This is a genomic window from Kitasatospora sp. HPM-01-4 (assembly GCF_051374625.1).
In the GTDB taxonomy this organism is placed as follows: Bacteria; Actinomycetota; Actinomycetes; order Streptomycetales; family Streptomycetaceae; genus Kitasatospora.
This window is the reverse complement of the sequence record NZ_JBPQGP010000009.1, coordinates 1-21,796: the sequence shown is the minus strand read 5'-3', so window position 1 is coordinate 21,796 and position 21,796 is coordinate 1. Positions and strand designations below refer to the sequence as shown.

At 71.9% G+C, this 21,796-nt stretch carries 19 protein-coding genes; 8 read left to right on the top strand and 11 right to left on the bottom strand.

The features are described from left to right. Positions 1-68 precede the first annotated feature (68 nt). From ACSMTC_RS39775 to ACSMTC_RS39765, 3 genes are read left to right on the top strand one after another with little or no spacing between them, the layout of a single operon-like run. Positions 69-2,249 (top strand): type IV secretory system conjugative DNA transfer family protein, encoded by a 2,181-nt coding sequence (locus tag ACSMTC_RS39775; protein ID WP_436565000.1) that lies wholly within the window; start codon positions 69-71, stop codon positions 2,247-2,249. Further along, positions 2,249-2,998: a hypothetical protein gene (locus tag ACSMTC_RS39770; protein WP_436564999.1), complete on the top strand. Its 750-nt coding sequence runs from the start codon at positions 2,249-2,251 to the stop codon at positions 2,996-2,998. Before ACSMTC_RS39775 ends, ACSMTC_RS39770 begins: the two co-directional genes overlap by 1 nt. Next, positions 2,995-3,216 carry a pRL2-19 gene (locus ACSMTC_RS39765; RefSeq protein ID WP_436564998.1) on the top strand — a complete coding sequence of 74 codons (222 nt, stop codon included), beginning with the start codon at positions 2,995-2,997 and terminating at the stop codon, positions 3,214-3,216. The genes ACSMTC_RS39770 and ACSMTC_RS39765 overlap by 4 nt, the downstream gene beginning before the upstream one ends. Before the next feature lie 122 nt (positions 3,217-3,338). On the opposite strand, the gene ACSMTC_RS39760 is transcribed toward ACSMTC_RS39765, so the two are convergent. From ACSMTC_RS39760 to ACSMTC_RS39745, 4 genes are all read right to left on the bottom strand, one after another. Continuing rightward, positions 3,339-3,785: a hypothetical protein gene (locus ACSMTC_RS39760; RefSeq protein ID WP_436564997.1), complete on the bottom strand. Its 447-nt coding sequence runs from the start codon at positions 3,783-3,785 to the stop codon at positions 3,339-3,341. Positions 3,786-3,858: 73 nt separating this feature from the next. Beyond that, entirely contained in the window at positions 3,859-8,700 is a 4,842-nt protein-coding gene (mobF, locus tag ACSMTC_RS39755; protein WP_436564996.1) for a MobF family relaxase, read from the bottom strand. 629 nt (positions 8,701-9,329) lie between these two features. Continuing rightward, positions 9,330-9,854, bottom strand: coding sequence for a hypothetical protein (locus ACSMTC_RS39750; RefSeq protein ID WP_436564995.1), 525 nt, complete (start codon positions 9,852-9,854; stop codon positions 9,330-9,332). Then, positions 9,842-10,192 carry a hypothetical protein gene (locus tag ACSMTC_RS39745; protein WP_436564994.1) on the bottom strand — a complete coding sequence of 117 codons (351 nt, stop codon included), beginning with the start codon at positions 10,190-10,192 and terminating at the stop codon, positions 9,842-9,844. The genes ACSMTC_RS39750 and ACSMTC_RS39745 overlap by 13 nt, the downstream gene beginning before the upstream one ends. Before the next feature lie 120 nt (positions 10,193-10,312). On the opposite strand from ACSMTC_RS39745, the gene ACSMTC_RS39740 reads away from it, so the two are divergent. After that, complete coding sequence (locus ACSMTC_RS39740) at positions 10,313-11,101, top strand: hypothetical protein (protein ID WP_436564993.1); 789 nt, start codon at positions 10,313-10,315, stop codon at positions 11,099-11,101. A gap of 20 nt (positions 11,102-11,121) precedes the next feature. Here ACSMTC_RS39740 and ACSMTC_RS39735 read toward each other — a convergent pair whose 3' ends face one another. Genes ACSMTC_RS39735 through ACSMTC_RS39725 form a run of 3 tightly spaced genes read right to left on the bottom strand, consistent with a single transcriptional unit; the run spans position 11,122 to position 13,154 of the window. Continuing rightward, entirely contained in the window at positions 11,122-11,460 is a 339-nt protein-coding gene (locus tag ACSMTC_RS39735; protein WP_436564992.1) for a hypothetical protein, read from the bottom strand. 33 nt (positions 11,461-11,493) lie between these two features. Then, positions 11,494-12,684: a coiled-coil domain-containing protein gene (locus ACSMTC_RS39730; protein ID WP_436564991.1), complete on the bottom strand. Its 1,191-nt coding sequence runs from the start codon at positions 12,682-12,684 to the stop codon at positions 11,494-11,496. A gap of 14 nt (positions 12,685-12,698) precedes the next feature. Beyond that, on the bottom strand, positions 12,699-13,154 hold the full coding sequence (locus ACSMTC_RS39725; RefSeq protein ID WP_436564990.1) for a hypothetical protein: 456 nt from the start codon (positions 13,152-13,154) through the stop codon (positions 12,699-12,701). Between ACSMTC_RS39725 and ACSMTC_RS39720 the strand changes: the two genes are divergently transcribed. Both ACSMTC_RS39720 and ACSMTC_RS39715 read left to right on the top strand, forming a co-directional pair. Beyond that, on the top strand, positions 13,126-13,731 hold the full coding sequence (locus ACSMTC_RS39720; protein ID WP_436564989.1) for a hypothetical protein: 606 nt from the start codon (positions 13,126-13,128) through the stop codon (positions 13,729-13,731). The genes ACSMTC_RS39725 and ACSMTC_RS39720 overlap by 29 nt on opposite strands. 458 nt (positions 13,732-14,189) lie before the next feature. After that, the gene (locus ACSMTC_RS39715) at positions 14,190-15,125 is read left to right on the top strand and encodes a hypothetical protein (protein ID WP_436564988.1); all 936 of its coding nucleotides are present in this window, start codon (positions 14,190-14,192) and stop codon (positions 15,123-15,125) included. 728 nt (positions 15,126-15,853) lie between these two features. Here ACSMTC_RS39715 and ACSMTC_RS39710 read toward each other — a convergent pair. The 4 genes from ACSMTC_RS39710 to ACSMTC_RS39695 form a co-directional block, all read right to left on the bottom strand. After that, on the bottom strand, positions 15,854-17,887 hold the full coding sequence (locus ACSMTC_RS39710) for a hypothetical protein (protein ID WP_436564987.1): 2,034 nt from the start codon (positions 17,885-17,887) through the stop codon (positions 15,854-15,856). A gap of 472 nt (positions 17,888-18,359) precedes the next feature. Further along, a complete protein-coding gene (locus ACSMTC_RS39705) occupies positions 18,360-18,632 on the bottom strand; it encodes a hypothetical protein (protein ID WP_436564986.1) in 273 nt (90 codons plus the stop codon). 291 nt (positions 18,633-18,923) lie between these two features. Continuing rightward, a complete protein-coding gene (locus tag ACSMTC_RS39700; RefSeq protein ID WP_436564985.1) occupies positions 18,924-19,505 on the bottom strand; it encodes a hypothetical protein in 582 nt (193 codons plus the stop codon). A 111-nt stretch (positions 19,506-19,616) separates the two neighbouring features. Beyond that, positions 19,617-19,868, bottom strand: a complete 252-nt coding sequence (locus tag ACSMTC_RS39695; RefSeq protein ID WP_436564984.1) for a hypothetical protein — start codon at positions 19,866-19,868, stop codon at positions 19,617-19,619. A 189-nt stretch (positions 19,869-20,057) separates the two neighbouring features. Between ACSMTC_RS39695 and ACSMTC_RS39690 the strand changes: the two genes are divergently transcribed. Together ACSMTC_RS39690 and ACSMTC_RS39685 are read left to right on the top strand one after the other, a co-directional pair. Beyond that, positions 20,058-21,035 (top strand): hypothetical protein, encoded by a 978-nt coding sequence (locus ACSMTC_RS39690; protein ID WP_436564983.1) that lies wholly within the window; start codon positions 20,058-20,060, stop codon positions 21,033-21,035. A gap of 179 nt (positions 21,036-21,214) precedes the next feature. Continuing rightward, complete coding sequence (locus ACSMTC_RS39685) at positions 21,215-21,652, top strand: hypothetical protein (protein WP_436564982.1); 438 nt, start codon at positions 21,215-21,217, stop codon at positions 21,650-21,652. Positions 21,653-21,796: the final 144 nt, after the last annotated feature.

The window sequence follows — 21,796 nt, the reverse complement described above, 5'->3', positions numbered from 1 at the left end:
GCAGAGTGGCCCCGGTGTCTTGCTTGGCGGCTACACCGGGGCCCCAGACCACGAAGGAGCAAGCCTTCATGACCACCTCCAACCGTAGGGCCCGCAGCGCCCTCCGCCGCGCCCGGGCCACCGCTACCGCGCACCCGTACACGGCGGCCGGGGCTCCGGCCGGCCTGTTCCTGGCCGCTCCTCCGGCGTTTCACCACGCGGCCCTGGCCGCGGCCACGGCTCCGGCGCCGCTGCCCAACCCCAACGGTTCCTCGCTGATCAACGTCATCAACGACGTGGCGACCGCGCCGCTGCCGCTGACCATCGGCACCGTCGCCGTGGCCGGCGGCCTGGCCGTGGGCGCCATCCACTTCTGGAACGGCACCCAGTGGGGCGGCGCCGCCGACACCGGCTTCGCCACGCGCCACCAGCTGCGGCGCAACATGGGACCGCGCCAGATGCGCTCCAAGAAGCGCCGCAAGGAGCTGCGGCCCGCGCTGGTCTCGATGCCGCGCCGCCAGATCCGGCCCATTGACCTGGGCTTCTACACCGGTACCTCGGTCCACAACAAGGTCGACACCTACGCCAAGATCGGCGACGCGCTGCTGATCGTCGCCCCGCCCGGCGCGGGCAAAACCGAGTACTTGGCGCGCAGCATCCTGGACGCGCAGGGCTCCGTCGTGGCCACCAGCACCAAGCTGGAACCGATCTTCGACGACATCGCGGAAATCCGGGCCGAGAAGGGCCCGGTGGAGTGGTTCAACCTGGAGCGCCTGGGCGACCGGGACAGCACGCTGATCTGGGACCCGGTCATCGGCTGCGCGGATGCGCGCACCGCGATGCGCCGCGCCGGCTACCTGCTCAGCGGGTCGGCGGCCACCGCCGGCACCGAGAACCGGGCGTTCTGGCAGGGCAGCAACTTCGACATCCTCAAGAGCCTGCTGTGGGCGGCCGACATGGCCGGCCTCTCGCTGCTGGACGTCGCCCGGTGGACGAAGAACCCCGCCGACCGCGAGCCGATCGAGATCATGGAGCGGTTCGGTCGCGGCGTGCCGGAGGGCTGGCGCGAGGACCTGGAGCAGGCCCAGCAGAACCCGAAGGACAAGACCGTCGTCTCCATCTACAAGACGCTGGCCCTGACCTTCTCCTTCCTGGCCGATCCGGCGATCTCGGCGATCATCAAGGGCGCCCGGCAGCAGGCGAACGCCTTCGACCCGGTCAAGTTCATCACCAGCAACGGCACCCTGTTCCTGCTCGGCGAGGACAAGGACTTCGCCGGCGTGGGCCCCATCTTCACCGCGCTGACCGGCGAGCTGTACCACTACGGCAGCCAGCTGGCCGCGGCCAACCCCGCCAACCGGCGCCTGGACCCGCCGCTGACCTTCGTTTTGGACGAAGCCGCGCTGATCTGCAGCGTCCCGCTGGAGAAGTGGACCTCGGACGCCCGCGGCAAGGGCATCACCATCCACATCGCCATCCAGACCATGTCCCAGGCCCAGGCCCGCTGGGGCCGGTACGCGGCCGAGACGATCTGGACCAACTGCACCCGCCTGATCCTGGGCGGCCTGGCGGTGCCCGAGCAGCTGAGCAACATCTCCCAGATGTGCGGCGAGCGCGAGGAGAAGTCCACCACCAGCACGATCTCCGGCGGCAACGGCCAGCAGGGCTCCGGCTCGAAGAGCACCTCGACCAGCACCCGCCGGGTGCCGGTGATGACGCCGGCCGACATCACCGGCCTGGAGTTCGGCACCATGCTGATGCTGCGCCGCCAACAGAAGCCGGTGCTGGTCACCTACACGCCGGCCTCCCAGCTGCCCGCGATCAAGGCGGTGCGGGCCCGCCACGCCAAGGCAGCGGCGAAGGCCCGCTGGGCCCTACGGCGCAAGAAGCTGGCCGCGCTGCGCGAGCAGTGGACCCCGCAGCGCGCGGCCGTCACCCAGGAACAGGCGGCGCCGCTGTGGGCGCCGCAGGAACCGCAGGACGACCCGGTCTACCAGTGGTCCGCCCCGGTGCCACAGCAGCCGTCGGCGCCGCAGGACGCCCTCCCGGCCCACCAGGCGCCCGTCCAGGCCCCGGTGACGCTCCACAAGGCCCCCGTGGAGCCGCCGAAGCCCGCGCACTCCCCGACCGTCCACCTGCAGCCGCAGGCCCCCGTCCAGGCCCCGGTGACGGCCGCTCAGCCCACCGCCGACAGCCTGTTCACGATGCCGGATGACCCCTGGGCCGGCGAGGCTCCGGAGGACCCGTGGGCCGATGAGGAGGCGATCTGATGGCGCTCGACCCGGAGCGGGTGCTGTCCAACCTGATGGGCGACGTCGCCCTGCTGCGCTCGCGGCTGGACAAGTTCGACGAACTGCAGATCCCCGAGCGCCTCCAGCTGCTCGACCAGGGCCTGGTCCAGGTCGTCGAGCAGACCAGCCACGTCGCCCAGCTCCTGATGGAGCTCCAGCAGGAACAGGAAGAGGTGGAGCCGGACTTCGACCCGACGGTCGCCCCGGACTTCCTGACGCTGAACCAGGACCAGGCCACCGAAACCTGGGACTGGCTGGTCGCCTGGTGCGCCAAGGTGCTGCGGCCCGCCTACCTGGGTGCCCGAACCCGCTGCTGGCGGCCCTGCTGGTACCACCACCGGCGCGTCCTGCTGGAGCTGATCTGGGCGTGCGCCTTCTGGCACTGGTCCTACGCGAAGGGCGCCCCGCCGGCCCGGGCCGCCGAGTGGCACACCCGCTGGCTGCCCCACCTGGAGACCTTCCTGGCCAAGCACTTCGAGGCGTGCGGCGCCGGCGAGACGTACACCACCGGGAACACCGCCAAGCCCAAGGTGCGGATCCACCGCCACCCCGATAAGTACGTCACCGCGTTCTCCTTCCCCTACGCCGCCGACTACCAGCCGGAGCCGTGGGAACTGGACCCGGACCGCAAGTGGCGCCCGGTCCCGCTCACCGAGTTCATCACCGCGGACATCAACCGCCGACCCCTGGCCGACCCGAAGAAGACCAAGAAGGGCCCGACCCCGTGACCAGCCACAATCCGGACCTGCCCAACAACGAGGACATGTCGCACGGCCTGCTGCTCGCACTGATCATGCACCTGGGTGGCAGTGTCGACCTGCCCGCCAGTGCCTTCGAGTCGGACGCCTTGGGCGGCTCGCAGGGCGAGTTCTACGCGGTCCAGCTCGACCCGCTGAACGACACCACCGTGCGCCTGTCGGTCGTCCCCCGACCGCCCGGGGTCTGATCCCGGATCACCAGGTGGGGCCGCTCCGGACCGTCCGGAGCGGCCCCACCGCCGTATTCGCGCAGGTCACGCGGGAAAGGGTGGCCGTACCGATTGCCGGTACGGCCACCCTTGCGTGCTGTTCAGTGGTTCGCTGTCCAGTGGTAGAGCCCGGACCAGGGCTGGTCCTCGGTCTGCCCGAGCAGCCACATCGCGGTGTGCTGAACACCGACGGCGTAATCCCGTGGGACGCCCCGGCTGTGGATCAGCTCGTCAGCCACATCGTCTTCCCTGTCCAGGGCGGCCTCGTCGACCGGCCCGGCGTGGCCGGTGACGGGCCCAGGGCGGCGGCCCAGCGCCCAGTGGTAGGTGTCGAGGATGGCGTCCTCGAACTTGCTCTCAAAGGACTGCGGACGGCTCCGCTCCTGCTCCATCGCCGTAACGATGGCTTCGACCTGGGCACGTTCCCGCACGCCGATGAGGTGGGCGGTGGGTGCTGCTGCCGGGGGAGGGGGCACGGCGCCAGCGGGCCAGCCCTGTGCGGGCCCGGCGGGGGCGGAGGTCGGCTGGGGCCACGGCGTGCTGTCCATACCGGCACGGTAGCCGTCGGCGGGGACACAGAACAGCGGCTCCGGCGAAGCGCGCCGGAGCCCCTGCGCGTTTCTACATCCCCATCGAGGGGCCCTCGGCCTGCGGCGGCCGGTAGGCGGGGGCCTGGTGCTCGGCCCTGGCCGGTGCCGGGGCCGCGCGCTCGAGCGTCGGCGCGGCGTCCTCAATCTGGGGGAACAGCTGGTCGCGACGCATCCGCTCCAGCTCCTCCGCGCTGAGCGAGGGCTCCTCGACCGCTGGCGCGGCGGTGGCCTGCTCGCGCTGCTGAACGCGCTCCTCGATCGTGCGCTGGGCCTGCTTGGCCACGCCCAGGATCTGGTCCAGGTACTCCTGGGTGTAGACCGGCCCGGCGGGCTGGCTCGGGGCGGTCGCCGCAGCGGTGTCCGGGGTCTCGGGCTGTTGCGCCTCGGGGCCCTGGGCCGCCGTCGGCTCGGGTGCCTGACGGTGCTCCAGCTCCCGGGCCGCGAGCTGGGCGTCGGTGCGCGTCTGCGTGGTGTGCTCGTACCAAGCCTTCCGGGCCTCGTGGACCTTCGAGAGCACCCCGGCCCGCTCGTCGGCAGTCTCCGACATCGCGCGCAGGGTCTCGGCACGCTCCTCCATCTCGGCCTGCAGCTCGCTGGCATCGACCCCGCCGTGCAGGTGGGGGACCTGCTGCAGCGCCAGCATCTGGGCCGTCGCCTGGTCCTCGGGCGACAGCTCCGGGCCGGTCATCGTGCCCAGGACGGCTTCGCTGACGGCCTCCTGGTGCTCGGCGACCTTCTGCTCGGCGTCCTCCTCCGCCCGCAGCTCCAACTGCAGGGCCTCGCTCTTGTAGTCGTCGCGCGCCATCGTCTGGGCCTTGAGCTCGTCGGCCACGTACGGCGGCGCCCACGCCTCCTCGCGCTCCTGGCGCTGGACCATCGCGGTGAGCTCGGCGTCGCTGGCCCGGGCGATGTCGGCTGGCTCGCCGTCGACGCCCAGGGCGCGGCGGGCCGCCTCCCAGGCGCTGTTCGCCGCGACCGCGCCCTCGGGCGGGGCCGAGCCGATCGCGTCGTGCTCGACCGTGTAGCCGTGCTCCTCGCGGTAGGCGGCGACCAGGCCGGCCCGGCGCCCCCAGTCCTCGCGGGCCAGCGGGTCCTCGGGGACCTCGCCGAGCCGGGCGATCGCCCACGGCGGGGGGTTCTCCGCAGCGCGTTCGCCCAGCTCGACGGCACGCTCGTCCATCACCTCGGTCAGGAACTGCAGGTAGTCGCCCTTCGGGCCGTCCAGCCGGCGGGTGCGCTGCTCGTAGCCGAGCCGGTCCAGGCTCGCGGCCTCGGCGGCAGCGGCCTCGCGCTGCTGCTCGTACCGGTGGTGCACCTCGGCGTCCTGCCAGCCGTGCAGCACCTCCGCGCCCAGGTTGACCGCCATGAACTGGTCCAGCGCGGCCTGCTCAGCGGCGGCAGCGGCTGCGGCGTCGGGGGCCTGGATGTCGAGGGTGACCCAGGTGTTGGTGGTGAAGTCCCAGACCTGCGGCGGCTGCGCGTTCTCCTCGGCCTGCGGCTGCCAGACGTCGGGCTCGGTGGGCGCCGCGCCGGCCAACTGCTGGGCGGTGACGGCGTTCAGCACCGTCTCAGCCTGCGTCTGCACCGCAGCAGTGGCCTCGCGCTCCTCGGCCGCAGCCAGCGCCTGGGCCTCGATGCGCTCGGCCCGTTCCGCGGCCCGGTCGGCCTGGCGGACCTCGTGCTTCATCCGCCAGTGCAGCACCTCGCTGACGCTGTCCGCGTCGTCCAGCCCGCGCGGCGCCTGGACGACCTGGGTGAGCATCGCCTCGACGTCGTGGCCCCGGGTCTCCTCGTGCATCGCCAGACGCACCAGGCTGCCGTACGCCTCCTCCTGGCTGATCTGCCGGTACGCCTCGACGCCCAGGGTGTCGACCAGGACCTGGCCGACCCGGCGCTGGGCGTCCTCCTCCAGCAGGTCGGAGCGGATCGGCCCGAGCACCGCGAGGTGCTTGGCGCGCTCCATCTCGGCGCGGATCACCATGGTGGCGGACTGCTCGCGGTCCTCACGCTGCAGCACGCCGTCGAAGACGGCCATCATCTCCAACCGCGGCGGCTCCTCGTCGAGCGCGACCTTCTGCACGTCCGGCTCGGTGATCGCGTAGCCGTAGTTGCCATCGCGTCCACGGGTCAGCGCGACGTACAGGAAGTTGCGGTTCGCGGTCGGGTCGACCAGCGCGTGACACGTGCTCACCGTACGGCCTTGAGCTGCGTAGACGGTGCCCGCGTAGGCGAGGTCGACGTGGCCGGCGACGTACTGCTTCGGCAGGCTCAGCAGGTCCCCGTTCTCGTAACGGACGGTCAGGGTGCCGTGCTCGTCCAAGCCGACGACCGTCGCCACGTCGCGGTTGACGGCCCAGCGGCCGTCCGTGCCGACCAGCTTCCGGTCGTTCTTCCGCAGCTGGATCTCGTCGCCGATCCCGACCCGGATGACCTGCTTGTCGCGGACCAGGTCGACGCCCTCGGCCTGGACCCGGCCGGCGCGCACCAGGTCCGCGCGGGCCCGCATCGCCAGCTCGTGGGCCTGGTTGTTCGTGGCGGCGATCAGCAGGGAGTCGGTTCCGCCCAGGTGGTCGGCGAGCCAGCCCTGGTAGGCGCGCTCCTTCATCTCCTCCGCGCTGCCGCCGCGCAGCCGACCATGGGCGTCGTAGTCCAACAGCACCTGGCGGTCGCCGTCGCGCAGAGCAAGTGACGCCGTCTTCTCCCAGTCGCTACGGAACCGCATGACCTCGTCGAGGACGTGCACGTGGTCGAGGTCTTCGGCGAGCTGGCGGAACATGCCGCCGGCGCCCACCGAGCCGAGCTGGGCGTGGTCGCCGCTGAGCAGGACCTTTGCGCCCGCGCGCTCGGCCAGGCGGCGGATCTCGTCGAGGTCGGTGGTGTCAACCATGCCGGCCTCGTCCACGATCAGCAGGTGCCCGGGCTGGAGCTGGTAGAGCGCGCGCTCTTCCGCGGACACGTACTCGCCAGCCTCCATCCGCTTGTTGGAGTTGAGCAGTTTGGTGAGGTTGGCGACGTGTTCGACGCCTTCCTCTTCGAGGACGTTGGCCGCGCGCTGGCCCACCGCGATGCCCAGCACGGAGCCGCCGGCGTCCTCCCAGACGCCGGTGAGGGTGGCGACCAGCCGGCTCTTGCCGGTGCCGGCGGGGCCGACGAGGACCTCCATCGCCCGGCCGGAGGTGGCGATCGCCTCCAGCGCGGCGGCCTGGCGGGTGTTCAGCGTGCCGTTGGCCAGCGCGGCGTCGACCAGGTCCCGGTCCACGACCCGCCCGCCGTATGCCTCGGCCCGCTGCCGGATCCGGTCCTCCCGCTTGAGGTTGTCCTCGGTGGCGTACCGGACGAATCCGTTGGGGTGCGATTCGTAGAGGAAGGTGCCGTCGGCCCGGGTGAGCTCCTCGGGGATCGGCACCAGGTGCGGAACGCTGGTGCGCACCACCCCGGTGCCGGATCCGGGCTGCAGCGCGGCGTCGGCGAGCTCGCCGAGCAGGCCGGTGACCTGCTCGGCGCCCAGCGCGCCCAGGCAGTCGGGCAGCTCCTTGTTCAGCGCGACGATCAGGTCCGGGCGCGTCCAGGTGCTCTTCTCGACCTGGAGCGACGCGATGGCCTGGTCGATCACCCGGCTCGGGTCGAACGGCTTCACCTCGTCGGCCTGCAGGGACTCCCAGCGGACCTTCGCGGGCACGTCCTTGAGGCTCTCGCGGGTCTGCGCGATGGCGTGCGCCTCCCACCGCTCCAGCAGGGACTCGCGGGTCGGCGCGGTGTGCTTCTTGCTTTCCCGCAGGTCCAGCGTGACGAATTGCGAGATCTTCGACAGCTCGTAGGCGCTGGGAGTCCGGCCGTATGTCTCCTCGAATTCCTTGACGTACGAGCCGACCTCTTTGCGGATTTCCGTGGAACGGGTCGAGAACTCCTCGCGCATTTCCACGGAGATGCCCAGGATCTCGCGGGCCTGGCCGTCCGGGCGCATGCCGAAACGCACGCCCTGCAGGCGCGTGAGCTCCTCCTCGGCGACCCTTTCGGCGATGTGTCCGCCGGCCTGCTTGTGCTTGTAGAGCTCCTGGCCGTGCAGCGCGCGCCACACGGTCCGCTCTTCGCCGGTCACCGGGTCCACGTCGATGGTGGGCACCTTGTTGAGCACCGGCACGTGAACGTGAAGATTGGGCTCGTCGTTGCGATTGGTGTGCTGCCGGAAAACGGAATAGACCCACGTCTTCGCCTCGACGAAACGCCCCGAGGCACGTCCCTCGACGGGCTGCCCGTGATGTCCCGCGCGGGACATTCCGGCCTGCTCCTGCATGTATTCCATGCCCGCGTTGACGCCGGTCATCCACGCGTCCCAGACCTGCGCGGCCTCCTCGTGCCGACCGGCAGCCTGCAGCGACGCGTGATAGATCGACCACGACTTCGGCGCGGAGAACGTCAGGTCGAAATAGGTATTCGCCTCACGGGTCTCCCGGCGGACCTTCTGCTCGATCTCCGCGCGGCGCTCCGGAGTCGCGTCCGGCTCCTTCGCCAGGGCCGTCTCGATCCGCTTCGGAATGCCCTGCTTGTAATCGCGCGGCGCGTCACCGAGCAGGTATCCCTTGCGGATCTTGCGGCCCTCGGCACTGTCGGCCTCGACGCCGGCGGCCTCCAGCTCGGCGAGGTAGGCGTCCCGTCGGCGGGGGTCCAGGAAGTCCTTGTAGAGGTCCTGCATCACGGCCTCGCCGTGCGGGTCGATCGTCCCGCCGAGCCCGAGCATCTCCGCGCCCTGGCCCATCCACAGGCCCGCCGGCTCGCCGGCCTGCTCGATCGCCTTGAGGTAGTAGTGCTCCGCCCCGCGGCCCACCTCCTTGGTGAGGTAGCCGGGGTCAGTCCCCTTACCGATGCTGAGCACGCGGTGACTCTACGCAACATAGCAAGATCGCGCAAGCGTCCATCGGGTCGTGATGCATAGGAGTGGGGGATTTGGTCTTTGACGTGCATTGATTACGGAGGGTGAGTTGGCTTGGTTGAGTCGTGGCATGCGTGGTGCTTTTGGTCTTGTGGGGTCGCGTAGGTGATCTTGTTGGGCTTGGGATGTTGCTGGGGCTTTTGATCTTGGTGGGGCATCGGGTGATCGGTACGCGGGTGTGGGCCCTGGGGCCTTGGCTTGATCGCTCAGGGATCTTGGAGAGGGGGCCGTCGCCGGCGGGCGGCGGCCCGGGCTGCGGGGCGGCGTGCGGGTCTGGCCGCTGCGCCCTTCACCAGAGTCAGCGCGGCGGTGGCCGCGGGCCTTCCCGGCCTCGGCCGCTGCGCCCCGCGGGTTTTCCCGGGCCGTCGGGGAGGCGGTTCGCGCTATCCTGGCGCGGCGGTTCCACCGGAGGTCCGAGCCCAGCGCCCGCGCGTCCGGGGCGTGTTCTTCCGGGAATGTCGGATTCTGGACGGCGGTGCTCAAGGTCGCTACCATCGCCCCGAGCAGTCCACACCACGCAAAGCCCCCGGGACGGATGTCCCGGGGGCTTTGGACTGTTACCCAGTGGGGGTTTACCAGAGGGTTTCTTGATGGCTCTTGGACGGGTTTCCCGCCGCGATCGCGGCGGTGATCGCGGTTTCCACGTCCGCGCTTTCGGCGAGGGCGGTGGTAATGGCGTCGCGGATGGCGACCGCCCGGTCGTGCGGGCCGCGCACGTCGCCCAGCGCGTGCCCGGCCAGGCCGCGCCGCGCGAGGAAGTCGGCGACGTTTTCCAGCCGTTCTCCGCTCCTCCAGTGACGGGGGTTCTGGCACGATCCCTCGTCGCACGTGTGCCTCACCACCCGGCCGTCCGCCAGGGAATCCGGGCCGTTCTCGATCGCCCAGCCGAGCTGGTGGGCGTTCACCACTCGCCTGGTCCCGTCGGTCCGCGACCCGCACCGCAGCTTCCCGTGGCCCGAATCGGAAATCCCGGACAGCCAGTACCAGCACTGATCGGCGCCGCGCCGGTGGATCTTTTCGAGGTAGCGCCGGACGATGCCGGGATCGGCGACCAGCGCGGCCCAGGGGACCGGCGGTCGGGAATTCACAGGTCCCATTCCGGGCCGTCCTCCTCGATTCCCTCCTCGCTGCGCCGCACGTCCCGCCAATCCTGCGGCTCGATATCGGCGGGCCGGCGGGCGACCGCGCTGCCGGTGCCCTCGCAGTGCCCGCACTGCTGGTTGCCGTCCACGTGCGCGTTGCGGTTGGTGGCGCTCTCGTCCATCACCAGGCCGAGCAGCCACTGCACCTGGCCCGGCTGCAGCTCGACCGCGCCCTGGGCGCCGGCGAGCGTGAGCACGGTGGCGGGCCCGGTGTCCTCGGGGTCGGTGGGGTACTCCTCCATCAGGTGCTGCAGCGCCGTCATCAGGGCCTGCGGCTCGACCTCGTTCTTCACGTGCTCCTCCTTCGCGAGCGCGGCCGGCTGGCCGGTGACGGTTCGTCGGTTTCCCGGCCGGATCGGGCCGGTCGCGCTGTACGTGCTGCCCGGGGTCGGGTATCTCTCAGAGGGGGAGAGATGTCCCTCCGTGGCGTGATGGGTGATGACGTGGGAGTCGCGATGCAGCGCGAGCACCTGGGCGGCGTCGGCGACCGCCGGGCCCGGCCCGCGGGGCCGACACTCCTCGAGGTGCTGCCGGCCCTCGCGCTGACGGTCCTGGCCCTGGCGCTCCCGCTGTCCGGGCTGCTGATGCTCGCGGTGAGCCTGGGCTGGTGGACCTGCCTGACCAGCGCGGTGATCGCGGTGGTCGCCGGGCTGGTGGTGCTGCGCTGGCACCGCACGCGCTCCAACCGCACCGAGTCCGAGCCCGCTGCTCCCGCCGAAGCCGCGTCGGTGCCGGCGGCTGCCCCGCCGATGCCGGCCCGCGCGCCGCACCCGGCCGGAGCCGCGCAGATCGCGGCCCTGGACGACGCGGGCTACCGCGCCGCGGTCGCCCGGCTGCTGGACCGCGACGGCTGGCAAGTCCGCGAGATCCCGGTGGGCGACGACGTCCACCTGGTCGGCGACCACCGCGCCGACGGCACCCGGATCGGGCTGCGCTGCCTGCGCGGCGAGTCCTCCGCGGGCGAGGGCGAGGACAGCGCCGCGCCGCTGCGCCCGATCGGCGCCCCGCCGGCGGGAGCGCCCACCGGCACGCTGTGGCTGATGGTCTCCACCGGCAGCTGGTCGCGCGCCACCGTGCGGTGGGCAGTGCGGACCAACGTGCGGCTCGTCGACGCTCCGCTGCTGGACCGCTGGTGTGCCGGTGAGGACCTGGCAGACCTCCTGCACCTGCGCGCCGACCCGCCGGCCACCGCAGCCCGGTAGCCGCCCGGCCCGACGGCCCGTCACGGCAGGTCCGTCTCGATGCCGATCCGCAGCCGCAGTTCCAGCCGCTGCCACAGCGCCGCGCCGGCCTCCGCCCGGCTGACCCGCAGGTCGAAATCGGCCTCCGCGCGGGCCTGGACGTCGGCGACCAGCACCGTTCGGATGCCGTCCTCCCGGCGCGGAACCGCGCCGCTGATCGCCCAGTCGGCGGCGTTCAGGATCTGCCGGCGCCGGTGCTCGGCGCCGCGCTCCGCCGCGCTCCGCGCCCGCTCGGCGGGCCTGTTCACCCACAACCGCCTGCCGGTGGCCACCGCCGCGGCCGCCGCGACGGTGGCCGTCCACCCCGTGGCCTGGTCCACTGCGCTCCCCTCCCCGCGATCCCCGCCAGCCCGTTACGCCTGGCGGGGGTCGGCGATGCCGTGCTGCTCCAGCAGCGCGCGCAACCGGTCGGTCTCGACCTCGGCCTTGCCGGCCTTGCGCTCAGCCTCATTGCGCTCGCTGGACAGGGTGTTGACGTCGTCGCGGCGCTCGTCGGCGGCTTTCTGCAGCTTGTCGATCCGGTCGTTGGCGGTCTGCAGGCTGCCGACGAGGGATTCCAGCGCGGTCTTGCTGGCCTCGGCGGTGGCCGCCGCGTCGCCGGCGGTCTTCTCGGCGGAGGCCACGCGCGACTCGGCCGCCTCCTTCTCCGCGACGGCCTTCGCCTCCTTGTCCTGGGCCTCCTTGATCGCCTTGTCGGCCCGGGCCCGGGCGTCGGCCTCGGCCTTGCTGATCCGGGCCTCGGCGTCGGCCTGCAGCTGGCTGACCTTCGCGTCGTGCTCCGCCTGCAGCTTGGCCAGCAGCTCGGTGTGCTCGGCGGTGCGCTGGCCCTCGGCGGTGGCGAGCTTCTCCAGCAGGCCGGTGTGCTCGGCCGCGCGCGTCTCCTCCGCGTCGGCGTGCTCGGCGACCAGGGCGGCGTGCTCGGCCTCGCGCGCCTCCTCCTTCTCCCGCAGTTCGGCGAGCTCGACCTCGTACGCCTGCGTCTTCGCGTCGAGCAACTCGATCGCCTTGCCCGCTGCCTCCTCCGCGAGGTCCTTGGCTTCCTCTGCGACCTCGGCGCGCTTGACGGCGGCCAGCCGCAGGACCTTCTCGTCGGCGGCCTGCTTGTTGGCCTTGGCCACCTTGCTGTTGGCGTCGCCGGTGATCGCGTCGATCTGGAATCCGGCGGCCTCCGGGTCGCCGGCATCCCGCAGCTCCTGCAGGTAGCGCGGCAGTTCGGCCATCAGGTCGTCGATCTTCTGCTCGATCTGACCGCGCAGCTTGCTGGCGGCCGACATCGCGTCGGTGACCGGGCTCGCACTGATCTCGGGCTCCGCCGCTCCGCCGGCCGCCGAAGCGCCGCCGGCCTTGGCGGCGCGCTTGGCCCGGAACGCGCTGACGGAGTTGTGCTCTTCCAGCTCGCAGTAGCGCGGGGCGGGGCCGGTCTTCGTCGGGTCCTTCTTCGGCTCCGGCGCGTTCGTGCAGCCGGGGAAGGCGCACGTGACGGGCTTCGGCTGCTCCTCGTCCTCGGCCTGGGGCGGGGTCTCGGTGTCGGTGGTGTCGCTCACGGGTGGTCTCCTCGTCAGATCCAGGTGCGGGTGGTCACGGTGTACGTCGGCAGGTCGCGCTCGTGCGGACTGCCGTCGTGGTGCCGGTCGATGTAGCGGTAGGTGCCGGTCTGCAGCTCGACGGCGTCCAGGCCCGGGCCGTCCGGGTGCTCCCGGCGGAGCCAGGCGAGCAGCTCCTCGGCGCTCGGCTCGGTGCCGGGGATCGTCTCCAGCACGGCCTCGGAGGTGTCGTAGCCGGCGCCGTCCTCCCAGTCCTGCAGGGGCATGGCCCGCCACTGGCCGTACTCGGCGCCGGGCCACGCCGGCTCCCAGAACAGCACGTGCGTCGCGGCGGCCGGGGCCTGCGGGGAGGCGGTGGGCACCGCAGCGACCGGGCCCGGCTGCGGCTCCTCGGCCTCCCGTTCGCGCCGGCAGTAGCTGCAGTCGTTCGACGCGTACCCGATGGGCGGCGACCAGGCGGTCCGGGTCACGTTCGAGCACGGGGTGAACGTGACGCTGCCCGCGGAGAACGCCGACGCGCTCACCGAACTGCTGGCCGCCGAGCGCCGGCACTTCGACAATGCGCACCCGGGCGGGTCCGGGCTGTGCGCGCACTGCCACGGCACCGGGCTGGCGGTCGGCGACCAGGTGGCCCCGGGCGCCCGCCGGGCGCTGGAGCTGCGGCACCTGCTGGTGACGGCGGAGGCCCTGGTGCTGGAGCGCGAGCTCGGCGGCTGGGTGGAGCCGCTGTACGTCTGGGACGTGTTCGAGGCCACCGAGCCGGCCCGGTTCACCCCCGCCGAGGTGAACGCCGCGATCCGGGCGGCGATCGCCCGGCACCAGCTGGAGGACGTCGCCGTCGTCGAGCACAGCTGGAACCCGGACTGGCACTGCGTCGTGCACGGCGAGTGCGGCGACGGGGAGATCTGCTGCAGCGCCTGCGCGAACCTGGCCCCGGCGCGGGTCTCGTTCTGCACTGTCGCTCCTCCCGGTGCGGGTCGAGTGGACCCCAACCCCCTCGCATCCATTATAACTCATCTCACCCATCATGGAAATGAGTTGAGATAAGATGAGTTTTAGAATGGGTTGAGTTGAAATGTATTGGGTGTCACGGCTCGGTTTGCCGTGCATCGGTCGGTCGGCCTGGTGTAGGCGGGCGCAGGGGGCTGCCGGCGGGCCCCGGGGCGCCCCGCGCCATGGCTCGGACCTGAGCTGGGTGGTCCCCTCGTTGGTCGGCAGGCGCAGCCCAGCGGGCCGGCCGTCGGGGTGCAACCCCCGGCTTTTTGGGGGTTGCGGCCTGGCGGGTGGTCTGCTGCCCTCCGGTGTCGACCGGCGAGGGGGCCGACCAGCGCACCCGGGACCTCACCACCCGCTGCGCCGCACCCGGCCGCCGGGCCCGGGCCCCTTCCCTCCGCAGGGCTGGCCGGGGGTTCGGGGGCAGCGCCCCCGAGGGCCGTCACCACCCGGGGGTGTGGGCGGGCGGGCCGGGCCGGATCGCGGCAGGCGGGTGGATCGTTGAGCCGGGCATGGACTCCGACCCCGCCCCCACCGGTGGCACCGTCTCCGGCCGCTCCTACACCCGCACCCGCCCGCGCGGGTTCGCCGACTGGAAGCCGCGGGCCGAGACCGCCCAGCTGATCAGGCAGGTGAAGGCGATCCTGCGGGAGTACCGCGAGCACCTGCCGCTGACCGGCCGGCAGGTGTTCTACCGGGCGGTGGCGGCGTACGGGTACCCGAAGACGGAGGCGGCCTACGACCGGCTGCTGGAGCACCTGGTGCGCGCCCGGCGGGCCCGGCTGATCCCGATGGACGCGATCCGCGACGACAGCACGGTCGACCACCACGTCGGCGGCTACCGCGGCCCGGCCGAGTTCTGGGAGGGGCTGCGTGCCCAGGGTGAGTACTACCGGCACGACCCAACGGACGGTCAGCCCCGGGTGCTTGAGCTGTGGGTGGAGGCGGCCGGCATGGTCCAGATGCTGGTGCCCACCGCACGCCAGCTCGGGGTGTCGGTCTTCTCCGGCGGCGGGTTCGGCAGCGTGACCGCGAAGTACGCGGCGGCCGAGCGCATCTCCAACCGGCGCCGGCCGACCACGGTCGGCGTGGTCGGCGACTTCGACCCCTCGGGCCTGTCAATCCTCGACGCCGCGGCCCAGGACGTCGTCGCGTTCGTGGACGAGCTGGGCGGCCACCGGCCGCACTTCGTCCACCTGGCGGTGACCGAGGAGCAGATCGACCGCTACCAGCTGCCCACCGCGCCGCAGAAGGCCCGGGACCGGCGCGGTGCGGTCATGCCGCAGACCGTCCAGGCGGAGGCGCTCTCGCCCGCCCAGCTCGTCACGATCGTCCGGGCCGGCCTGGAGGAGCACCTCGACCTGCAGGCCCTGGAGACGGCCCGGCGCCGGGGCGAGATCGAGCGCGAGCAGATCATTGCCGAGTTCGACCGCCTCGGGCTTCAGTAGCGAAAACCGCCGGCCCCGCCAGGGGCCGAGCAGGCCCGGCGGCCGGGCTGTGAAACGATATCGATTGTGTTCCCTGGGCGGTGGCTGCTGCAGCGGGCCCCTGGAGGTGAGTCGATATCGTTTCACAGGACAGCGAGCCTTGATCCACATTCCCGGCCTGGCGTGCTGGAGGAAGGGTCCGCTCGGGGCTGTACGTCCGTTCGGGCCAGGGGCTGAGGTCGCGTCATCTGCGGGTGGTGGGTGGCTTGCCTCCCGGCGGCGTTCCGCCTTCTGTCAGACCCGCTCTGACCTGGGGAAACGTGGGTGCTGTGGTAGGATGGTGGATACTGGAATGCCTGTGCTCGCACGGGTGTTGAGCGTCCGTCAGGGTCTGCGGTCGGGTTCTCCCGCTGGTCGGGTCCCGAGTAGCCGCGGGTACAGCGGTTAGCGCTGAGATGGATCTTGGGGACGGATCGACGCCGGGGCCGGCGGCCGGAGAGGCCGCTGGGAGCGTGCGGACGGTCGAGGGGCGGGGAACCGCCCGACGGTGTCACGGCAAGCCGTGCAACGGCCACCACGGCCCCGGATCTGGGCCACTGTCGTGAGCCTCTCACTGAAACACAAAACCGCAGGTCAGCCGCACTTTTTCACCGGGCGGTAAACGATATCGAATCCGGTTGGGCCCCGGCGCGCATGCGCGCGGCCCAAGAACCGGGTCTTGCTTACTGGGGCAGGGGGCGGCGCGCCGGTCAGCCGGTGAGCTCGACCAGGTGCAGGTACGGGGTGTCTACGACCTGGTCCTGGTCCTGGAGTTGGACGGCGCGGTGCCACAGGCCGGCCGCGCCGAGCCGTTCCGCCTCGATCGCCCAGGCCCGCTGGTGGTCGGCGCGCAGCAGCACGTTGCCGTCCGGCTGGGGTTCGGCGACCTGGGGGTAGGCGCGGGCGGTGGGGTCGGCGCCGGGGAGCACGCCCTGGTCGGGGCTGGGGCGTTGGCCGTGGCGGCGCTTGGCGGCGCGGTCCAGGCGGCTCCACTCGACGTGGGCCGCCCACCAGGCGGCGACGGCCTGGTCGATCCGGGCGCGCACCGCGAGGTCGGCCACCCGGCCCAGCACCCGTGCGCCGCGGGCGGCCTGGGCGAGCGTGACCTCGGTGCGGTGCCAGCGCCCGGCCTTGTCCTGGGCGATCAGCTGCAGCTCGGCCAGGGCGGCGAGGTGGCGCCGCGCGGTGGCCGGCCGGTAGGGGCTGGTGGCGATCAGCTGGTCGGTGGTGGCCACGACCAGGTCCTCGACGGCGAGCAGGGTGTGGCGGGCGTGGTGGCCGATGGTGTGCCAGATGTCGCCCTGCTGGGCGACGATGCGCGCGGTGATCGCGGCGCGCAAGTCCATCACGGCGGGGGCGTCGGCGGGTGCCTCGTAGACGGCGCAGACGTGCCCGGCCTCGCCGGTGCACACGTGCTCGGTGGCCAGGGTGAGGCGGCGGGCGGTGCCCTGCTGCAGGTCGGCCTCCTCGGTGAAGCGCACCCAGCCGTCGTCCCGCACCCGCTTGAGCGCGAGGTTGGCGGTCTGGTGGCTGCGGTTCATCAGCACGCCGGTGCGCCGGCAGTCGGGGCTGATGTCGATGCTGCCAGCCAACAACATCTGGTAGCCGAGCGCGGTGATGGCGGCGAGGTCGGAGGGGCCCGACGGCCGCGCCCAGCGCTCCTCACCGGCGACGGCGGCGCGGGCAAACAGGTCGGCGACCAGCGCCTGGACCTCGCTGTAGGTGAGGTTGCCCTGCTCGGCGCCGCGCGGCATCCGGGCCGCGTCCTGCACCGCGAGGTACCAGACCCGCCGGATGCGCCGCTCGGCCTCGCGCTCGTCCAGCGGCACCCGCCCGCCGGCGGCGCGCGCGGTGCGCAGCCACTCCAGCGCGGGTGTCGCCGCGCGGTCGCGTGCCAGGATCCGCAGCTCGGCGATCGTGCCGCCGGCCAGCGCGAGGGAGCGGGCCCGGCAGTGCACCAGCCGGGAGTGGTCCTCGTCGGCGGCGGGCCGGTAGGCGAGGGCCTGCACGGCGGCCTGGCCCAGCGGGCGGCGCTTGACGTCCAGCCGCAGGCCGTGGCGGTCGATCACGATGTCGCGCTGCACCGGTCCGCGGGCGGCGATGCTGGCCGGGACGCCGCCCTCGCTCCCCTCGGCGAGCGGCGCGGGCAGCAGGCCCGCCGCCCGGGCCAAGGTCTCCAGGGCCTCGACCAGGCGGCCGTAGGCGGCCGGGGTCGCCCCGCGCTGCAGCACCCGCAACGCCGTCTCGACGTCGTCCCCGTCCAGCACCGAGTGCCCGCCAGCCCGGTGGGCCGCGCCCGGGGGACGCAGGCACCCGGTGCGCGGGTTGAGCAGCGGGGCGATGTCCAGCGAGGGGCACAGCTGCTCGGCGGCGCGGGCGATCCGGGCCACCAGGTGCGGGCCGAGCCCGGCCGGGCAGGCGGTCCACAGGTGGCGCCCGCCGCTGGGGCCGGAGGTGGCCACCACCACCGGGATACCGGCGGACAGCAGCAGCGCGCGCAGCCGGGCCTCGTCGGCGGCGACCTGGTCGAGGCCCCCGCGGCTGGCGTCGAGGTCGAACGCGACGATCCGGAACACCCAGCCGAGCTGGCGGGTGTACACGGCCAGGTTCATCGCCACCGGCCGCACCGGGTCGACGGCATCCAGCCGGATCCCGGTGCCGTAGCTGTTCGCCCAGCCGATCTCGGCGGCATCCGCCGCGCGCACGGTCCAGCGCGGCGACACCGCCCTGACGAAGCGCTCCACGTCCGTGAGCTCACGGCGGGGCCTCGGCAGGAGCCTTGGGACGGTGCAACCGCCCTGGTCGCACGGGGCTTTGGTACTGGCTCGATCGCGTCGGTGGGACACACCGGCACCAGGCATGGAGGTGCCGTCGAGCCGGGGTGTTGCTACGATGACGCTGCTCCCGGTTCGTATATGGGTGCACGCGAGGGGCCCGCCCGGCTGGTAACCGGAACGGTCGCGAGCGAGTGGTGCTGTTCAGTTTTGGGACTGTGCAGGACTGTGCAGTTGGTTTGTGTGTTTTGTAGGACGACCTCCTTGTCTCTTGCTTTCTCTGTCTGCTGTTGGTTCAGCTGACGGGCGGGCGGGCGGGTGGGTGGTGTAGGGACTTCGGCCTCGTTGGCTTCTCAGGGCTTTGGCTGAGGTCCCACTGGACGGTGCGTGGTCCCCGGTTGGTAGGCCGGGGCCTTTTCGCATGTCCAGAACTGCGCAGGGGTTACCCGGTAGCGGGCAGCTCCTGCTGAGTGGTTACAGGCTTCGCGGGCGGAGCCCAGGTGGGCCGTCCTTCCGCATCGACCGGCATCCGTTCGATGAGCTCGACGAGGAGCCCGGAGACCGATAGTCCGGCCAGCCGGGCTGCCTTGATCGCCTTGACAGCAGCGTGCGGTCGCAGGGCGAACCCCGACCGCCACGGCTTGCCGGATGACGGGTCGTAGGTGGGCATCTTGTGGGCTTGAGGCTTGCCCATCGGATATCCAAGACCACTCATGGTGGCGATCCTTTCACGTCGCGCGCTTGGTTCACTACGGATATGCGATTTGTTCGGCGTGTCCTGAGCGAAAGTTGCGCCGTTGGGGAGCCGATGGGGCATTAGTCCGATTTGCCTATCCGCCTGCTGACAGCCAGTCCGGCTGCCGCTGGTGTCACAGCGCGGCGTTACGACGGACACAGACTGGCGGGGCCTGCAGGAGGTTCCCGGGCGGGGAGAGATCAGCATCACCTGATCGAGTGGACCGGTCAAACCAGCATGGGGTTGACGGCGAGCAGCTCCGAGCATCGGTCAGTCCTGCTCGTTGGCGGGGGCGGTGTGCTGCAGGAGGTAGGCGCCGCAGTGGGCGGCGGCCTCCTCCTTCGTGTCGTAGGTGGCCTCCGCCTCGGCGAAGGTGCGGTCGGCAGCCCGGGCGGACCACCACCAGCCGCCCTCGTCGGCATGGAAGTTCAGGTAGCCGGTGCCACCGCCGACCTCGAAAGACACGGGGTCGGGCGCGTAGGGCGGGGAGGCCGTGTTCACCACACCGGGCCAGCGGGAGCGGGCGCTCTGACGGGTGATCTGCCAGGCGGCGCCGAGCTGGGGATAGCTGGCGCCGGCCATCCCGGCATCGGTGGCCACGGTCTTCGCAGCGTTGTCGACCGCCTTGGCGACCTCGCGCAGCGAGCGCAGCAGGGCGAGCTGGACGTCCAGGGCCTCCTCGGCCTCGGCCCGCCAGCGGGGCCCGCCGGCGTCCAGGTTGCGGGTGCAGATGGTGCGCGCGAGTTCCCAGGCGACCTCCTTCACCCGTTCCTCTAGGCGGTCCATGTGGCCTTCGGGCTCCCGGTAGGCCGGGTCCAACGGCAGCCAGGACGGCTGATCATCATGATCCATGCTGGAATACTACCCTGTCTTGATTCCATGCGACAGAGAAATCTGTCAGATGCGCGTGTGTTCGCCGTTGGCAGAGCGTCAGCGCGGGGAGTCGGGCGGCCCACACCCCGTTTAGCGTGAGGGGTGCTGGGTCGTGGGGCTGGGGGTGGGGTGGCTGGTGGACTGGGTCGGGGTACTGACGGTCAGCCAGCCGTGGCCGAGGGCTATGACCGCCAGGACGGCCAGGAAAACCACAAAGCCGATTCCCCCGCCGCTGCTGGCGGCGGAGGAGCCGTAGGTGGTGGTGTAGCCGCACGGACGGGGCCGACGGTAATGGGCGCGGACGAGTCGGCCGTTGCGGTAGTGGGCACGGACGTGGGGCACAGGCGGTCCTTCGGGTCGCAGGAGGGGTGCTGACGGTACGACGATAGGGACGGGGTCTCGCGAGTTTCGGGGCCTTCAACGCGGGGGTCGAGAAGGCGGGTTCGACCCCCGCGTTGGAACGCCTGCGCGCTGTCGGTGCGGCCTCGTACTGTCGTGGTTATGCCAAGAAGCCAGCCCAGCAGGGCGGACATGCAGCTGATGGCCGACGTGCGGACGGCCGGGGTGTCGGTGAGTGCAGCTCAGTTGGAGCGCTGGCGGGCCAAGGGGCTGCTGCCTCGGGCCACGCGGGCCTGGCGAGGCCGCTACGGGACGCACAGTCTCCTGCCGGAGGGCAGCGTGGAGTTGGCGACCGCCTTAGGCCGACGCTCGCGCCGGGGCCAGGACTGGTCGGAACTGACCGTCCTGGTCTGGCTGGACGGCGCGCCGGTGAAGGACTCGCTGCTGACCGGTGCACTGCGCAGGGTGGCGCGTCACCTGTTCGAGACGGTCCTGCGCCAGGTGCAGCGGGAAATGGAGCGCCATCCGGTACCCGAGGGCTGGAGCCTGGGTCCGGACTACGACATTGCTGAGGCCGTCGCCCGTCTGATCATGCAGGGCGCCGGGTCGGCGCCGATCAACCGCGAGCTGCGGGCACGGTTGCGGGCCGCCGGCTACCAGGACATCCCTCAGGCGCCGCTGATCGACCTGCTCATCAAGGCCATCACCGGGGAGGACCCGGACGAGGAGATGGTCCAGGAGTGGCTGGTGGCTCTGGGCCTGAATGGCGCTGACCCAGAGTCGGAGGAGGCTCGGCGTGCGGGTCTGGGTCTGTTGGTGGGCGCCGGAGTACAAGAGCTGACGGGGCAGCGCGGGCTGGGCGCGGTGGGCCAGCACTGGGTGGATTTCATGAACGGGGACTTGGCCGTCACTGCCGAGGAGCTGCACACCGCACGGCGCGACCTGGTGTGGCTGCTGGACGCCATGGGCATCGCACCAGCGGACCGTCAGCATCCGGCCGAGCACCCGATGGTGGGCCAGACTGTCGGCTTCTACAGCCTGCTGTGGGCGTTGATCCGGCGTCTTCTACCCGAGGGGTACGGGGTGCGGGACGTGGCCTTGGCAGGGCTCGGGTCGCTCAAGGAGCGCGCGCAGCGGGAGGGGCCGGCTCCGCTAGTGCTGGCCGGCTGACCGCCAGCCCGGGGAGCAGATCGTGGGAAACGGGGTGCCTAATGGGGCCGAGTACGGCAGGATCGCCGGCTGGCCGTCTCATGCGGGTGACGGATGCCCACAACGGCCGGCTGACCCGCATAAGGGAATCTCAGCAGATCGGGCCATCGGCACGTCTGTGGTGCGGCAGGATCGGGCCCATGGTGACGATCGGCGTTCGCATCGACTTCTACGACAGGCCCGCCCAGCAGGCGGGAGAGAAATCCCAGGGCTACCTCGGGTCCATGGTCAACGAGGGCGGGTTCACCGCCCAGACCGCGCCCGCCGTCGGCGAGTCGTTCTCGGCGACCAGCCTGCTGCTGCAGCCGCAGGGCCTGAAAGGCCCCTACGTGCACACCTCGGGCGGATACCCGTTCCTGCGCGTCCGCGAGGTCGAGCACTACCCCAAGCCGCTCGGCGACGAGCGGGAGGCGGCCGTCATCGTCGTGCTGCACGCCCAGCTTGGCTACGACGGCGAGCGGCTCGTCGACTTCGTCCGCGAGTACACACGTGCCGGCTGGCACTGGATGACAGGGGCCAACGACGAGCTGACCAAGGCATGGTCCACCGCCCAGGCGCAGCTGAACGCGACAGCATGACGGCGTACCAGCCAGCGCAGTACCCGCGCTGCAACGGAGGGCTCGACGCCAGCGGCCACTGCCGGGACTGCAACCTGACCTGGCGGCGCTGATCGCGACGTGACACGAGTGTGGGGGCCGGCGCATCGAGCGTCGGCCCCCACT

Excerpts from the sequence above, each read along its gene's own strand:
- ACSMTC_RS39740 (WP_436564993.1), top strand. The coding sequence starts at position 10,313 with ATGTCCCTCCGTGGCGTGATGGGTGATGACGTGGGAGTCGCGATGCAG.
- ACSMTC_RS39690 (WP_436564983.1), top strand. The coding sequence starts at position 20,058 with ATGCAGCTGATGGCCGACGTGCGGACGGCCGGGGTGTCGGTGAGTGCA.
- ACSMTC_RS39705 (WP_436564986.1), bottom strand. The coding sequence starts at position 18,632 with ATGAGTGGTCTTGGATATCCGATGGGCAAGCCTCAAGCCCACAAGATG.
- ACSMTC_RS39685 (WP_436564982.1), top strand. The coding sequence starts at position 21,215 with ATGGTGACGATCGGCGTTCGCATCGACTTCTACGACAGGCCCGCCCAG.
- ACSMTC_RS39760 (WP_436564997.1), bottom strand. The coding sequence starts at position 3,785 with ATGGACAGCACGCCGTGGCCCCAGCCGACCTCCGCCCCCGCCGGGCCC.
- ACSMTC_RS39715 (WP_436564988.1), top strand. The coding sequence starts at position 14,190 with ATGGACTCCGACCCCGCCCCCACCGGTGGCACCGTCTCCGGCCGCTCC.
- ACSMTC_RS39700 (WP_436564985.1), bottom strand. The coding sequence starts at position 19,505 with ATGGATCATGATGATCAGCCGTCCTGGCTGCCGTTGGACCCGGCCTAC.
- ACSMTC_RS39775 (WP_436565000.1), top strand. The coding sequence starts at position 69 with ATGACCACCTCCAACCGTAGGGCCCGCAGCGCCCTCCGCCGCGCCCGG.
- ACSMTC_RS39750 (WP_436564995.1), bottom strand. The coding sequence starts at position 9,854 with ATGGGACCTGTGAATTCCCGACCGCCGGTCCCCTGGGCCGCGCTGGTC.
- ACSMTC_RS39770 (WP_436564999.1), top strand. The coding sequence starts at position 2,249 with ATGGCGCTCGACCCGGAGCGGGTGCTGTCCAACCTGATGGGCGACGTC.
- ACSMTC_RS39720 (WP_436564989.1), top strand. The coding sequence starts at position 13,126 with ATGGGCGGCGACCAGGCGGTCCGGGTCACGTTCGAGCACGGGGTGAAC.